The organism is Bacillus sp. MMSF_3328 (genome assembly GCF_030733525.1).
In the GTDB taxonomy this organism is placed as follows: Bacteria; Bacillota; Bacilli; order Bacillales; family Cytobacillaceae; genus Bacillus_AB; species Bacillus_AB infantis.
Map to the genome: position 1 here is coordinate 255,405 of NZ_JASHIV010000002.1, position 13,756 is coordinate 269,160.

Sequence of the window (13,756 nt, forward strand, 5' to 3'; positions counted from 1 at the left end):
AAAAGCTAAAATGAAATGTAACTTTTTATAAAAAACACAAACCTGAACAGCGGGTGCCCCGTCTAATGGTTGGAAGGGAGCAAAGAACCGTGGAAGAAACTTTATCAGAAATATTATTGGCAATGGACAGGGAAGCAGCCATTGACCAGATTATGCAGCTTTATGGACAGGATATTCTCCAGCTTGCCTATACATATGTGAAGCAAAAAGATGTGGCAGAGGATCTGACACAGGAAATCTTCATTAAATGCTATAAAAACCTCCATCAATATAACCGAAAATCGATGCTGAAAACATGGCTTTGGCGGATTGCCGTCAATCATTGCAAAGACTATCTCAGAAGCTGGCACAACCGCCATATCATCCTTTCAGAGGAACAGGCAAAATCGGGCAGCGGCATGAAGGATGAAGTCGAGGCAGCCGTCATCAAAAAAGATGATGATTCACAGCTCGCAGCGGCAGTCATGAACCTGCCGGACCACTACCGAGAAGTCATTTACCTGCATTATTTCGAGGAGATGAGCATGAAGGAAATAGCGGCCGTCACTGGCATCAACCAAAATACGATCAAGACGCGCCTGAAGCGGGCAAAGCAGCTATTAAAAGAAAGACTGGAGGAGCTATGATGGAAGAGCGCTTGAAGAGATTAAAAAAAGCGATGGAAAATTCCGTTTTCCAGGACCTGTCATTTACCGGCAAAAGCCGTGAAGAGGTAAAGGCAAAGGCAAGAAATCTTCAGATAAAAAGTGATGAAGATGTTATCCTTGCTGTCCTGCAGCTGCTTGTCATTGAAAAGACAGGCTTTGAATTGACCAGAAGCATCATCTCAAGGGGAATTTCTAACTTTGAAAAAAACGAAGGCTTCCTCTATGCCCTGCTGCACAGGCTGGAACGGAAAAACTATCTTCAGTCCAGCTGGCAGGATTCACGCAAATACTACCAGCTGAATGACAGGGGCAGGAAACTCCTGGAGCAGTCAGAGAAAAAATCGGCCGGCAGGCGTACGGCCCTGCAGGAATTATGGGAGGGCTGAAATAATGGCTGCTGAAAAAGACGGCTTCCTCTCGGAGGTCAAAAAGCATATAAAATCCAAAGAAGCCAAGGTTTTTATCCATAAAGAGCTGGAGCACCATCTCCAGGAAACGAAATTAGGGCTGATAGCAGAGGGAATTGAAGAAAAAGAGGCGGAAGAAAAGGCAGTTCTGCAAATGGGCAGCCCGGCGGAGCTTGGGATGCAGCTTAATAAAATCCATAAGCCGAGGGTGGATTGGCTGCTGATAGGGCTGCTGGCTGCGGCTTTTGGGATGGGCATTTTACCTTTAATAAGTGTACAGGATGGAAATGCCAGTGATTTCGTTGCCCATCAGATCGTCTATATTGGTCTAGGTTTGCTGGCTGCACTTGCTGTCATGTTCTTTGACTATCGGAAACTTCAAAAGTGGAGCTGGCACTTGCTTACAATCGGGGTTTTATACCTAGTTTCATTGCTTATAGCTCCATTTTCTATCAGGGCCATAATAAACGGATTCCCATATTTCATGATCCCTGGAATTGGAGCATTCGGCGGAATGTCGATACTGCCATTTTTCTACCTCTTCTGGGCAAGTTTTTTTTCAAAAGAAAAACCAAATCTATGGATAGGCTGGCTTATATTTGCTATTACTTTATTTCTATTCTTATCTTTGCCGGGCTTCCCGATTGCCATGATGTACGGCTTCCTGGTCATGATATTGTTTATCAGAAGCGCAGTAACACGGAAAACCATCATCGCAACCACATCATCTGTCGGAGGCATCCTAGTCTTATTGGGCATATTAGCATGGTTCACAAGCAACGAGTATCAAAAAGTCCGCATATTCGCTTTCCTTAACCCAAAAGAATACTCAGAGACTTCGGGATTTATGTATATTAAGATAAGAGAAATGCTGGCTGAAGGCGGCTGGCTTGGCAATCCGGAAAAAACAGCATCCATTCCAAATTTGCATTCCGATTATGCCTTTGTTAATATCACCTATTTTTACGGATGGCTGATGGCTGGCCTGTTAATTGTCATTCTTGCCCTTCTTTTGGCCAGGATGGTATCTGTCGGCGGACAGATTAAAGACCCTTACGGCAAACAGCTTGTCACAGGGGCAATCGCCCTCTATTCTGTTCAGTTTCTTTACAATATCGGGATGACATTAGGGTTCCTCCCTATCATCTCGATATCCTTGCCGTTCATAAGCTATGGCCTTACACCGGCGATCCTTAATGCTTTTGTCATAGGCATCGCCCTCAGCGTCTACAGGCGAAAGGATTTTACTGCCGCTGCCTGCAAGTAATACTGAAAAAAAGACTTCTTTTCCGGAAGTCTTTTTCCATTCAAAGAAAGATTATTTAATCCTTTCCACAGCATATCCATAATGGCTGAAATCATTTTTAAATAGCTCTTGTACAAGCTTCTTTGTTTCATCATTATAAAAATCAGTGTAATCTGGGAGAGGTGTTTTAATGGTTTGTCTCGAAAATCTTGTATCGGCAAATGATTGCCTGCCATTGCTTTGCATCGCTTGTGTAAGGTGATGGGGGGACTTTACAAATTCATGCAAAGGCGAGTTCTTCAGCTTAAATTTTTGTTCGAGACTCTTTATTTCTGCGGTAAAGTTCTCCAGCCGGATATGATTTTTGACAAACAGCTCTTCATCCTGGATATACTGCTGGGCGATGTGGGGATCAAGCTTAGGATTATCAGCCCCGATTTCTTTTACCTTAAATAGAAACTCCTTGAAGGAAATGCCGGTATCCTTTGCTCCGGGAGCAATCTGATTCAGCAATGTCTCATTATAAATAGCGGCAAGATATGAACTTACCGCTCTTGTATAAGGATTGCGGACCAGTTTATAGGATTCCTTCTTATTAAAAAGGAGCTGCTCTGCTATACGCAATAAATACTGGGGCTGCTTCTGGTAAACCTGCAGCCTGTAGGTATGGACCCATGGATTATGCTTTAATGCCTCATCAAGCTTGCCGATCTGGAAATAAAACCACTTAATCAATGAAGTACATCCGCTTTTCGGGCTCCAGAAAAAAATGACCGGGAAATCCTGTTCGAATAAAGGCGGCCTGGAGTTGGTGAGTACATCCTTCAGCTTTTGTTCTTTTTTATTCATAAGAATCCTTCTGCCTCCCTCTTTTTATACTAATAAATGCAGGCTGGCCGCCCTGCGATTGGACCATAACCCGGTTTTTAGTATAAATATCCGCAAAAAATGAGAAAGCAAATAATGCTTTCTCATTCTTAAAAGGTTAAAGGAAGATCCTGTTCATACAGGATCGTTTTATTCGTTTTTATAGCTTCTTCCTTCTCATCCACTGGGTGGCTGCCCACTTGCTTCCCTTAATTACAGGCGCTCCGCCATGGAGAGTCAGATCATTTAAATCCTGATTATCATAGAAGTATTCAAAATAAACTGCCGAGCCTTTTTGCGGGTTCACAGAAAAATTCAGCTTAGGAAAATAGGTTTCCCCGCCTTCCTCGACATCATTCAGATACATAACAAGCGTGCTGATTCTTGGATTGCTTGCCGCCCTGCTAGATGAAGAGAAAAAGTCAAAATGAGCCTTATATTCCTGCCCGATGTGATAATTCAGCATCTGCAGTCCTTCCCCGTGTTCCACAGGAATGTTCATGATTTGCGACAGCCTTCTTTCAATTCTTGCCACCAGCTCATTTTCGCCTTCTTCAAAAAACATGCTGCTGCTCGTCCTGATATCGTCCACCGTGCGGGTGTTGCCGATTTTTGAACGCTTCAGCTTATCTTCGGACATCCTGATCAATCCTTCACATTCCTCATCACTCAGCACATTACCCAAAATCACAATCAGCGGTTCCTCTAATTTGGCAATGATATGAATCTCTCTATCTTCTGTTTGAATCTTATTACCAATATGATCAAAAATAGTCTGTTCTTTTACATGTGTTTCATTAGCATCTATTTTCAACTTTCATCGTCCTCTTATTCAATTTTTATATTTCTGAAATATTTGATAAATCAAAACCTGGAACCGCTTAAATAGGATTGCTGGCGATCGGGATGCCCATCACGAAATTCGTTTGAATTTCATCTTAATATTACACTGAGGGTAAAAGAATTTCTATCATTTTATTGCTGAATTAGACAAAATAGCATTCATTCAGGGAGCTTATACTCCATACTTTTCAGGTAGCAGCTCCATTACATTGCATTTAACAAGTTTCCCGTGATAAGAAAGAATAACATCCGTTTCCTTTCCATAGTCGCTGATCAGTTCCCGGCACATTCCGCATGGAGCGACTACCCAGCAATCTTCCATATCTACGTGAGGATGGGGATGGGCGACAGCCACAATCGTCTTCATTTCATGCTCTCCTTCAGAAATAGCCTTCCCCATCGCCATCGCTTCGCCGCAAACCGTGATCCTTCCTACATTTGCCTCCACATGGACGGCTGCAAAGATTTTGCCTGACGATGACCTGACAGCAGAACCGATATGGTGCCGCCCATACGGGTAATTTTTTTTGATGACTTCCTCTGCGGCGTGTATCAGTTCGTAATCTCTTTCATCAAGGTTATTTGTTTTAATCATAGGCACTTTCACCTCATATACAATTCACTGATTCTATTTTATCTTAAACATGCGGAATTTTCTATTTTGCAAAAACATTGAAACATTACAGGCTTTTTTCCGTAAAGTAGAACAGGAGGTTAAAGAATGAAAATTATTTTATGGATACTTGCCGGAGTTGTGCTGCTGGCAGCTGCATTATTTGGAATTGGAGTCTGGATGTATTGGAAGAATTTAAAAAATGAAGAACCTGGCTATCTTGTCTCTTTCATAAAAGAGAAGGCAAAAACAAAAAATGCTGCACTCGTTATAAAATACAATCAGGAGGAAATTGCCAATATCAATCCTGAAACAAGCCTGCCTTTGGCAAGCACAGTCAAATACATTGTGGCATTAGAATTCGCCAAGCAGGCAGCTGCAGGAAAAATAAATCCTGAGCAGCAAGTCAATCTGAAGGAGCTTGAAAAGTACTATGTGCCGAAAACAGACGGCGGCGCCCATGAGGCATGGCTCTCTGAATTAAAAGGAAATAATGCTACAATGCAGCAGGTCGCGAAAGGCATGATTGCTTACAGCTCGAATGCGAACACAGATTATTTAATTGAAATGCTTGGACTCCACCACATCAACTCTAATCTGGAAAGCATGAATTTAGAAAATCATGAACCGCTGTACCCGCTGGCCAGTTCCTTATTTATCCCAATGAAACTTATGGAAGAAAATAATCTGTCAAAAAAAGAAGCACTGGCCAAACTAAAGGAAATGCCTTTACAGGATTACCGCGATATGGCAATTGACATTCACAGATCCTGGAAGTCCGCTCCCCCAACAAATGAAGAAAAGTCCCAGCTCCTCAAAAAGCTAGATATGGACTTTCAGCAAATCTGGTCTGACCGACTCCCGAGATCAACGGCTGCAGATTATGCTTCTCTTATGGAAAAATTGAACAGTAAAACTTACCTGGCTGAAGACATACATATACATCTTGACCCGGTTCTCGAACAGCTGATGGAAGACCCCCGCAATCAGGAATGGCTTTTGCATGCAGGCCAGAAAGGCGGCTCTACTGCTTTTGTCCTTACAATGGCTATGTATGCTACAGATAAAGATAACAATCAAACTGAAATCACTTTTCTATCAAACAACCTGAGTCCCATAGAGCAGACAAAACTGACACGCAATATGAACAGCTTCCAGCTGAAGCTGCTGAAGGATGAAGATTTCCGGGAAAAAGTGCGTCAAGAGCTAAAAAATCTAAACTAACAATAAAATCGCCTGGGGCCGCTTATTATTTTTATTTGAGAAATAGCGGTCCAGCAGCTTTCTCCGCTGGAACCGTCATTATAGTTTTTCAGTGAAGTAGTGGTTCTAGCCCTCCCCCGCTGGAACCGTTACTTTGCTTTTTAAGAGGAATAGTGGTCCTAGCCCTCTCCGCTGGAACCATTATTTTGCTTTTTAAGAGGAATAGCGGTTCTAGCTTTCTATGCTGGAACCGTTATTTTGTATTTTAAGAGAAATAGCGGTTCTAGCTCTCTCTGCTGGAACCATTATTTGCTTTTTAAGAGAAATAGCGGTCCTAGCTCTCTCCGCTGGAACCGTTATTTTGCTTTTTAAGAGAAATAGCGGTTCTAGCTCTCTCTACTGGAACCATTATTTTAGTTTTTCAGCGAAATAGCGGTCCCAGCGCACCTCGCTGCAACCATTATTTTAGTTTTCCCAATGAAATCGCTTCCCGGCTCACTCCTTTCTTCCGCTGTTACTGTTTTCAGAGAAGCCATGGTCTTACCTTATCACTCTGAATTTAAACCACAAAAATCCCCCTATCTTTATTTCGTTTGAGGGTCGACTTTTCCAGACCCTTTTCAGTCGTTCTAGAAGCCAGAGAAATAAATTTAATCAAATTGTAAATAAAATACTTTTTAAAGTAACAAAAACGGGGAATAAAATGAATAGATTACTTATCTCTATAAAAATTTGAAATACCGGAGGGAATAACCATGAAAAAGTCGACAATGAACATGGCTGCAGGAATCCTGCTATCTGCTGGCGGAGCTGCACTGGCCATTGCGGCAATGAAAAAGCGCAGCGAAGAATCTGCCACTAATACAAGTACCTTTTCATACACAATCAAAGACGGCGTCATAGAAGACACGAGTATGCGTAACAGTGAGAGGATTGACCAGATTGAAAGTGTGGATGCCGATAAAGTGGATGCTGAAAAAGGGCTCACCCAGTATGACTCAGCCTTAAGGGCAGAATGGGTAGCCAATGGATTCCCCCAGACCCGGATGGAGATAGAACTGGAGGAACAGGACATCTAATGAAGGCCTAAAAAGGACTGGCAGAGTCCTTTTTTTCTGGGATCCATAAGCTCTTCACTCTCTTCTTAACCATTTATAACAAAACATAAATACCAGCTTAATATTTCCCTATTAATATAGAAATCAGCGGGGGCAGCATGCGTGGCTGCCATGGCATTTGGCGAAGGAGGAGCCAGGTGCAGGGACAATCCTTTAAAGGGGGCTGGAATTTATGTTTGAATTTATTACAAGGCTGCTGATTCTTACGCCTGTTTTAACCCTGTTTCCTTAATGGCGGCTGTCACATACAGCAATTATTCTGTCGCGTATTTTTCCTTTTTATAAATATTACATATAAAATCCTCTATGATTACTTTGTGGCTGCCCACCATATTCTCCGGAAACTCATCTGGGTGGTAAAATTTAATATTCCTCGATTCCTGCGGATCCATTTTCATCTCACCACTAAACGTTTCAGTAAAATATGCAATAGTGACTGCGTAAAATTGATCTCCATTTTCGGCCGTCACCAAATAATTCTTTCCCGAATAAACATTAATCAGCTTTAGAGAACCGACTGTCAGGCCTGTTTCTTCCCATACTTCCCGCATGCATGTTTCTTCTGCAGACTCCCCAAGTTCCATCAGCCCGCCAGGCAGGCCCCATGATCCTGCCGGAAACACCCTCTGCTGAAGCAGCAGCTGTCCCCTCTTATTGACCAATATCCCAACACTGCCTGTAAGAATAAGCGGCCTGTGGCCAACAATCTTCCTTAGCTCTTCTATATAGCCCATTTGTACGCCCCCATTCATGTGTTATTAAAGACTTTTTTATTGTAAAATTCTCCCACAGAAGAGATCCCTCTATGTTATATTGAAAAAAAGAGCAGGAGGACCTTTTTATGAAAATCACCAATACAATTCCTTTTTTTCTCGAAACAGGACATCTCTCCGCTGATTTTTTCAGGGAATACCATCGACAGTATCCTGATATTTTTGCACAGTATTTTCAGTATCACTGCAGGAATCATGAAAAACGCATACCAAAAAGCATTGAGCAGCTTGAGTCTGAAAAAACCCATATTCAAAGAGTGCAGGAAAATATCCTTCCCATTATTCACGAGACGGCCGCCAGGTTTAAAGCAGCTTATGGAGTCGAGTTTCCAATTGAAGTCAGCCTGATTGCCGGCATTTATGGATCAAATGCCTACACTTGGCGGCAAATAATCCCGAACATTACTTTTGCTCTGGAGCAGCTGACCGATGATAAGGAACATTTAAGGGCCATCGTTTCCCATGAATTCGGCCATGCTGCACAAAATATTCTCAGTGATCAGGCTGGAATGGACTGGAAAAGCGTTTCATGGAATAATCCCCTGATCTGGCTTAACCAGGAAGGCGCCGCCATCCATTTTTCGCGAAAAATTGCTCCAGGCCTTGCCTCCTCCGCCTATTTCAGCTTCAATGATCAAGGAGATGCCTGGTTATCCTTCGCCAAGTCCCACACCAATGAAATCATAAGAAAGTTCTATGGAGATTTCAAAAAGCTGCAGCATGAAGAGATATTCAGAGAATGGTTTTCCATCAGAGGCGGCCAATCATTCGGGTTCAGCAGATTTGGCTACTATGTTGGGGACTTATTTTTTCAAAGCCAGATTCAACGGCTGGGAGAAGAAAAAGCGATCATTGCCTGGTGCAAGACAGACTTTCTGGAACAGGTGCAGATCTGGCTGGAGAGCAAAAAATCACTTTCAAGCTGAAAGTGATTTCGTTGCCCCTACTTCAAAAATCTCAGGAGGTCTCCGTTCACAACATCATCGGACATACCAAGCTCTTTTCTGGCTGTTTCCAGATAAGGTTCGCACTTGCTGATAGCTGCTTCTTCCCCGGAGTCTATTTTCAGGCAGCTGCCGCTTTTATAAAGATAATCTTCTGCAATGAAGCTTCCATCCCGGAAAACAACTGGCTGATCGGGATTACGGGCAAAAAGATTGCGGCTGAAGCTGTAATGATCTTCGGGATTGATGCCAAGCAAATGGAGGAGAGTTGCTCTTATATCGATTTCGCCGCCAATTGTCGATATACTCTTCCCCTCTTGCCCCGGAATATGGATGATCAATGGAATCTTCTGCAGCTTCATCCTGTTGACAAGGGTATCTTCCTGTCGCAAAAGCTCCAGCACACCATGTTCATATTTGTCGGAAATGCCGTAATGATCCCCGTACAGCACAAACACCGTATTGTCGTATTCTCCACTGTCTTTCATTTCCTGGAAGAAGGTCTTGATCGCTTCATCCTGGTATCTGACTGTTGTAACATAGCGGTTTACCACCATCTCGCTTGTCTCAGCCTCAGGAATAAGCCGGTCCTCTTCCTCGAGCAGGAATGGAAAGTGGTTCGTTAATGTGATGAAGCGGGTGTAATACGGCTTTTCAAGGCTCTTTAAGTGCGGAATTGACTGCTGGAAGAACGGGATGTCCTTGATCCCATAGTTCACTGAATTTCCCTCTGTCACCTCATAATCGCCTTTAGAGAAGAAACGGTCATAACCAAGCGACTTATACATATCTTCCCTGTTCCAGAAGGCAGGCTCATTGCCATGCAGGACCGCAGCCTTGTAGCCTTCTTCATTTTTCAAAATATGCGGCAGGCTTTTGTACGTATTCTCAAATTTCCGGACAAAAGCCGATCCGCTCGACAAGGGATACAATCCGTTATCGACCATGAATTCTGAATCAGATGTTTTCCCCTGTGCGGTCTGGTCATATAGATTATTGAAATAAAAGCTATCCTTTGCCAGCGAATTTAGGAATGGGGTTATTTCCTCACCCTTTACCTTTTGATTAAGGACGAATCCCTGGGTCGATTCCATGCTGATGAGGACAACATTCATTCCTTCGGCAGCACCGAAATAATCGGAAGGCTCCGCTGTCCTGCCGTTTACGTACTCGGCAGAAGCCTTGGCATCAGATGCATCTGCAAATGCCTTTTGCAGGGGATATGAGGCGGCTACTCCTATATCATATAGATGATACGGATACAGTCCAATATTTTTGACAAGCTGAGGGCGGTTGTATGATTCTGTGAAAAGATGCGGCGCATTTACAAGCCCGATCACCCCGGTCATGAGGAATAGGGCGATGCAGGCACCACCATACTGCCATGCCGTTTTTCCTGTCACCGTCATTTTTGTCAGCTTCTTTTTCCTGATTAAAAGAAAATACAATAGCAAATCAATGAAAAGCAGCAAATCCCAGGGACTGATCAGTTCCAGGGTGCTCGGTCCCAGGCCGCCGACGTTTTTGAATTGGAAAAGAATCGGCACCGTGACGAAATCAGTGTAAAAACGGTAATATAAAAGATCGGAATAAAGGATGCCCGTCAACACCAGCATTATCAGCCATATTCCAGCAGGCTTCACTTTCTTTTTCCAAAATAGGCCGCCCCCGATCAAAAGCATCAGCAGCCCCAATGGTGAAATCGTGATCAGCATTACTTCAAGCAGGCTTGCAGCATGCAGATTAAAGCCGATGAAAGATACTGCAGCTGTTTTGAGCCACATAAAGAAGACGGCTACCCATACCGGCGTCAATTTTTTAAACTGTTTCATATTGATACCGTTTTTCGTTCTGTATTTTAAAAGCATGTTCCAGGATCTTCAATGCCTCTGCTGCTTCTTGTTCGCTTATGCTCCCCATGAAAGCTGCCTGAATCCAATTCCTTTTCAGCAGATATTCACTTTCATAGCTGATCAGCACACCTTTACTTTTGCAGTAATCACCTATTTTTTTGCTGGAAATAGTTTCCGGTACGAGTATTGTGATGATGCCAGGAGAATAGCTCTCATCCCCAAGAACTATCCACCCGTTTGCCGACAGCCTCTCCCTTGCCTGCTTTCCAATCCTTGATGTTTTTTCATAATCAATGAGACCGCAAGCTTTGTTAAGCGCCGTGACGAGATTAGAAGAGTGGGTATAAGGGATGCTTTCATGTTCCTGATACATTTTCAAGTCCAAATATCTTGGTATATGATTGCCGCCTAGAATCCTCTCCCTGTGAAAAACAATCGCCAGGCCGGGATAGGATCCGAATCCTTTGCCGCTGACCGCTGATGCAAGATAGATTTCCTTCAGATCAAGGGGCACTGCACCTGCCGAGCTGCAGGCATCCACACAAAGCTCAATCCCACGGCTGCCGCATAGCTCCTTAAGTGAATCTAAATCATATAAATAGCCTGTCGAAGTTTCACAGTGAACAGTCCAAATCCAGCTGATCGAAGAGTTGGATTTGATTAACTGTTCAATCTCATATAAATGGATCGGCTCATTCCATTCTTTTTCAATAGATTGAAAGGATAGCCCCTGCCTTTTGGCATGGTCAATCAGCCGGAAGCCAAATTCGCCATTCGCCAGAATCAGCCCTGTTCCCCGTAAGCAGGATAGCTGTGCAGCAACCAGATCATTGGAAAGGGTTCCTGTCCCGACGACAACTTCTGCATGGGCAGCCCCGGTCATGTGGCATAGACTGCTGCGGAGTTGATGGAGTTCTTTTTTAAACTCTTCGCTTCGATGGGATATGGCAGGCTCTCTGAATGCTCTTTCAGCCTCCGGATGGATCGAAACCGGCCCTGGCAGCAAAGAAATCCTCTTAGCAGGCTCAGTCTTTTTCTCCATGAGGCGGATAAAAGCTTTAGTCGAGCGTTCAAAGTTTTCCTTTGTTAAGTACATGGGCTGAAATTGTGCCCCCTCTTCCCCTGTTAAAGGGCCAAAAGGAATAAAGCCGATCCGCCTGTACAGTTTCAGCTGCCGGACTGTACCGGAAATAAGGGCCATCGTATACCCTTTTTCAAGGCAGAACTGTACAAGCCTTTCGCATAAATGATAAAAAACACGGCTGCTTCTGTATGCTTTCTTGATCGATAAAAGACGGACCTCGCAAGCTGTTCCCTTTACGGGGAGGCAGTCATCAAGTGACTCAAGCTTATAGTCTAGAGAAAATGGCCTTTTGGCACGGATGGCAATCATACCTACCACTTCCTCTCCTTTTTTGGCAATCATATATGTATTTTCCTGATGAAATCTATCAATCAATTCATTTTTATCATTTTTGCTGTGCTGCGGAATTTCCTCTACAAATGTTTGATAATTAAGCTGATGGATTTGTTCAAACTCGCTCTGCTCACTGGCAAGCTTATACGTTAAACTTTCCACGGTTGACCTCCTATGTCAGACATGATGATCCGGTTAACTGGCTGAGCTAATGGATAATATATTAATTAAAAAGTATAGACTACCTCGTAATACTATATATAATTTAACGTTTAAAAAGAGTAAAAAGTTTCATTTTCTAACATATTTCTTCTTTTAGCCTTTCTATAAATATTGCAAACCCGCAAAATAAAAAGGAACCCTCTATAAATCTGGGTTCCCGGACTTGCTTAAGACAGCGGTCTATTTCTTCCCGCCTCCGTTGTTCAGATAATTCGGCCTGTACCGGTCATCATCCCTGGCAGAATACACAAAGCTTATCCCCATCGCAAATGTGCCGAACATAAAGCCGAATAAATAGCCGGCGGAATGGAATCCCGAAACAAAGCTGACAATTGCCGCAGCAAGCAGAACCAGCAGAATAGACAAGAAAACTTTACCCATCCTTCGCCCTCCTTTTCCTTAATATACCATATCATATTTTCTAAAAAACTTCCTGTTTAAAGTGCCTTTAAGTGGCCGGATTCATTATAGTACTCTACAAGCCACCCTTTTTCATTAAATTTAAGGCTGCAGATGCAGGCATTTTCAAGCTTCGTTCTGCCAGAACCGATCACGCCTGATGAAAGCAGTGACAGCAGGGCATTTATGGATGCTCCGTGCGAAACAAGGATCACTCTTTTCCCGCTATAGAGCATGCTGATTTTATCAAGCCCTTCACTGAGCCGTGTATGATGGTCCTCTTTGCTTTCCATCTCTGGATAATCCCTATCGGGAAAAAGAGCGTGCCTCTCCACAGCTGTTAGACCTTCAGCTTGCCAAAACTTTTTTCAATGAATTCCTCCATTAACACCAAAGGCTTCTGGATATTTTGGTTAATGATTTCTGCAGTCTGTCTGGCTCTTTGCAGGGGGCTTGAAATGATAATATCCCAATTTTCATTAGCAAGGTGATCCCTGCACGCTGCTGCCTGGCGGACACCCATCTCATTTAACTCAATATCTGTTCTTCCCTGGATCCTGCCTTCAGCATTCCAGTCAGTCTGGCCATGGCGTACAAGGCAGATTTCAGTCATGTTCACTGCCTCCTGCTATTGGACTCTTATAATGCGAGAGTCTCTTCCCCATAATGACGTAGGCAGTTCCTGTTTGGTCAGGAAAAAAGGATTCTTTTATTGCTATCCACCCAAGTGACCTATACAATTGCAGGGCAGCAATGTTATCCCTTTGTGTTGTGAGAATTGCAGTCTTATTTGATACTTCCCCTAAAAGTCTTTGTTCAAGAAGGCGGCCGATCCCCTGCTTTCTGCTTTCAGGATGGACGGCCAGCTCCACCACTTCAAAGCAATCCTCCAGCCAAGTCAGCGCCTCTTCTTCAGAAAGCTCCTTTTCAATCAAACCTCTATAATATTGACCCTTTTGTGAGTAATAGCCATAAACGAAACCTGCCAGTCTGGCATCACCCTCATACGCCATTTCTCCCTGGAAGCCATCATAGCTGCCATGTCGCATCAGTCTTTCCAGAAAAGATTGATCTTCTTTATTCCAGACCAGATTATACAGGCTTGCAGCTTCGACCAGGCATCCTTCTTTCGTTTCCATTTTCTTCAGATGTATTTTGTCTTTATTCATATTCATGCCTCAACCTCCATTATTCAGGCAGTCAA

General features: G+C 43.4%; 16 protein-coding genes. 6 read left to right on the forward strand and 10 right to left on the reverse strand.

Annotation, left to right across the window (positions count from 1 at the left end):
- The first annotated feature begins 89 nt into the window (after nt 1-89).
- The 3 genes from RBB45_RS04915 to RBB45_RS04925 are packed head-to-tail and all read left to right on the forward strand — an operon-like array spanning nt 90 to nt 2,321.
- Nucleotides 90-626, forward strand: coding sequence for a sigma-70 family RNA polymerase sigma factor (locus RBB45_RS04915; protein ID WP_009793440.1), 537 nt, complete (start codon nt 90-92; stop codon nt 624-626).
- Nucleotides 626-1,033, forward strand: a complete 408-nt coding sequence (locus RBB45_RS04920) for a PadR family transcriptional regulator (protein ID WP_306009273.1) — start codon at nt 626-628, stop codon at nt 1,031-1,033. Before RBB45_RS04915 ends, RBB45_RS04920 begins: the two co-directional genes overlap by 1 nt.
- Before the next feature lie 4 nt (nt 1,034-1,037).
- On the forward strand, nt 1,038-2,321 hold the full coding sequence (locus tag RBB45_RS04925) for an FtsW/RodA/SpoVE family cell cycle protein (RefSeq protein WP_187445367.1): 1,284 nt from the start codon (nt 1,038-1,040) through the stop codon (nt 2,319-2,321).
- A gap of 51 nt (nt 2,322-2,372) precedes the next feature.
- On the opposite strand, the gene RBB45_RS04930 is transcribed toward RBB45_RS04925, so the two are convergent.
- From RBB45_RS04930 to RBB45_RS04940, 3 genes are all read right to left on the reverse strand, one after another.
- Nucleotides 2,373-3,149, reverse strand: a complete 777-nt coding sequence (locus RBB45_RS04930; protein WP_009793437.1) for a sulfotransferase family 2 domain-containing protein — start codon at nt 3,147-3,149, stop codon at nt 2,373-2,375.
- A gap of 178 nt (nt 3,150-3,327) precedes the next feature.
- Nucleotides 3,328-3,981, reverse strand: a complete 654-nt coding sequence (locus tag RBB45_RS04935; RefSeq protein WP_009793436.1) for a 2OG-Fe(II) oxygenase — start codon at nt 3,979-3,981, stop codon at nt 3,328-3,330.
- 201 nt (nt 3,982-4,182) lie between these two features.
- Nucleotides 4,183-4,605, reverse strand: a complete 423-nt coding sequence (locus tag RBB45_RS04940; RefSeq protein ID WP_306009160.1) for a cytidine deaminase — start codon at nt 4,603-4,605, stop codon at nt 4,183-4,185.
- 126 nt (nt 4,606-4,731) lie between these two features.
- On the opposite strand from RBB45_RS04940, the gene RBB45_RS04945 reads away from it, so the two are divergent.
- Together RBB45_RS04945 and RBB45_RS04950 are read left to right on the forward strand one after the other, a co-directional pair.
- Nucleotides 4,732-5,847 carry a serine hydrolase gene (locus tag RBB45_RS04945; RefSeq protein ID WP_306009161.1) on the forward strand — a complete coding sequence of 372 codons (1,116 nt, stop codon included), beginning with the start codon at nt 4,732-4,734 and terminating at the stop codon, nt 5,845-5,847.
- A 734-nt stretch (nt 5,848-6,581) separates the two neighbouring features.
- Nucleotides 6,582-6,905, forward strand: coding sequence for a hypothetical protein (locus tag RBB45_RS04950; protein ID WP_009793433.1), 324 nt, complete (start codon nt 6,582-6,584; stop codon nt 6,903-6,905).
- A 293-nt stretch (nt 6,906-7,198) separates the two neighbouring features.
- Here RBB45_RS04950 and RBB45_RS04955 read toward each other — a convergent pair whose 3' ends face one another.
- Complete coding sequence (locus RBB45_RS04955; RefSeq protein ID WP_306009162.1) at nt 7,199-7,678, reverse strand: NUDIX hydrolase; 480 nt, start codon at nt 7,676-7,678, stop codon at nt 7,199-7,201.
- 107 nt (nt 7,679-7,785) lie between these two features.
- Here RBB45_RS04955 and RBB45_RS04960 point away from each other — a divergent pair, with 107 nt between their 5' ends.
- Entirely contained in the window at nt 7,786-8,643 is an 858-nt protein-coding gene (locus tag RBB45_RS04960; protein ID WP_306009163.1) for a hypothetical protein, read from the forward strand.
- 17 nt (nt 8,644-8,660) lie between these two features.
- On the opposite strand, the gene RBB45_RS04965 is transcribed toward RBB45_RS04960, so the two are convergent.
- The 6 genes from RBB45_RS04965 to RBB45_RS04985 all read right to left on the reverse strand — a co-directional run bounded on the left by RBB45_RS04965 (nt 8,661) and on the right by RBB45_RS04985 (nt 13,727).
- Complete coding sequence (locus RBB45_RS04965) at nt 8,661-10,493, reverse strand: LTA synthase family protein (protein WP_306009164.1); 1,833 nt, start codon at nt 10,491-10,493, stop codon at nt 8,661-8,663.
- Nucleotides 10,480-12,093: an aminotransferase class V-fold PLP-dependent enzyme gene (locus tag RBB45_RS04970; protein ID WP_224950531.1), complete on the reverse strand. Its 1,614-nt coding sequence runs from the start codon at nt 12,091-12,093 to the stop codon at nt 10,480-10,482. Before RBB45_RS04970 ends, RBB45_RS04965 begins: the two co-directional genes overlap by 14 nt.
- A gap of 240 nt (nt 12,094-12,333) precedes the next feature.
- On the reverse strand, nt 12,334-12,534 hold the full coding sequence (locus RBB45_RS04975) for a hypothetical protein (protein WP_009793428.1): 201 nt from the start codon (nt 12,532-12,534) through the stop codon (nt 12,334-12,336).
- 56 nt (nt 12,535-12,590) lie between these two features.
- Complete coding sequence (locus RBB45_RS26250; protein ID WP_371931550.1) at nt 12,591-12,845, reverse strand: histidine phosphatase family protein; 255 nt, start codon at nt 12,843-12,845, stop codon at nt 12,591-12,593.
- A 47-nt stretch (nt 12,846-12,892) separates the two neighbouring features.
- Nucleotides 12,893-13,165, reverse strand: a complete 273-nt coding sequence (locus RBB45_RS26255) for a histidine phosphatase family protein (protein ID WP_371931551.1) — start codon at nt 13,163-13,165, stop codon at nt 12,893-12,895.
- Entirely contained in the window at nt 13,158-13,727 is a 570-nt protein-coding gene (locus RBB45_RS04985) for a GNAT family N-acetyltransferase (protein ID WP_262382957.1), read from the reverse strand. Before RBB45_RS04985 ends, RBB45_RS26255 begins: the two co-directional genes overlap by 8 nt.
- Between the last annotated feature and the right edge of the window lie 29 nt (nt 13,728-13,756).

What these genes read in the sequence shown, in the direction of transcription:
- RBB45_RS04940 (WP_306009160.1), bottom strand. Translation starts at nt 4,605, where the DNA reads ATGATTAAAACAAATAACCTTGATGAAAGAGATTACGAACTGATACAC.
- RBB45_RS04975 (WP_009793428.1), bottom strand. Translation starts at nt 12,534, where the DNA reads ATGGGTAAAGTTTTCTTGTCTATTCTGCTGGTTCTGCTTGCTGCGGCA.
- RBB45_RS04925 (WP_187445367.1), top strand. Translation starts at nt 1,038, where the DNA reads ATGGCTGCTGAAAAAGACGGCTTCCTCTCGGAGGTCAAAAAGCATATA.
- RBB45_RS04985 (WP_262382957.1), bottom strand. Translation starts at nt 13,727, where the DNA reads ATGAATATGAATAAAGACAAAATACATCTGAAGAAAATGGAAACGAAA.
- RBB45_RS04950 (WP_009793433.1), top strand. Translation starts at nt 6,582, where the DNA reads ATGAAAAAGTCGACAATGAACATGGCTGCAGGAATCCTGCTATCTGCT.
- RBB45_RS04945 (WP_306009161.1), top strand. Translation starts at nt 4,732, where the DNA reads ATGAAAATTATTTTATGGATACTTGCCGGAGTTGTGCTGCTGGCAGCT.
- RBB45_RS04930 (WP_009793437.1), bottom strand. Translation starts at nt 3,149, where the DNA reads ATGAATAAAAAAGAACAAAAGCTGAAGGATGTACTCACCAACTCCAGG.
- RBB45_RS04965 (WP_306009164.1), bottom strand. Translation starts at nt 10,493, where the DNA reads ATGAAACAGTTTAAAAAATTGACGCCGGTATGGGTAGCCGTCTTCTTT.
- RBB45_RS04955 (WP_306009162.1), bottom strand. Translation starts at nt 7,678, where the DNA reads ATGGGCTATATAGAAGAGCTAAGGAAGATTGTTGGCCACAGGCCGCTT.
- RBB45_RS04960 (WP_306009163.1), top strand. Translation starts at nt 7,786, where the DNA reads ATGAAAATCACCAATACAATTCCTTTTTTTCTCGAAACAGGACATCTC.
- RBB45_RS04920 (WP_306009273.1), top strand. Translation starts at nt 626, where the DNA reads ATGGAAGAGCGCTTGAAGAGATTAAAAAAAGCGATGGAAAATTCCGTT.
- RBB45_RS26250 (WP_371931550.1), bottom strand. Translation starts at nt 12,845, where the DNA reads ATGGAAAGCAAAGAGGACCATCATACACGGCTCAGTGAAGGGCTTGAT.
- RBB45_RS26255 (WP_371931551.1), bottom strand. Translation starts at nt 13,165, where the DNA reads ATGACTGAAATCTGCCTTGTACGCCATGGCCAGACTGACTGGAATGCT.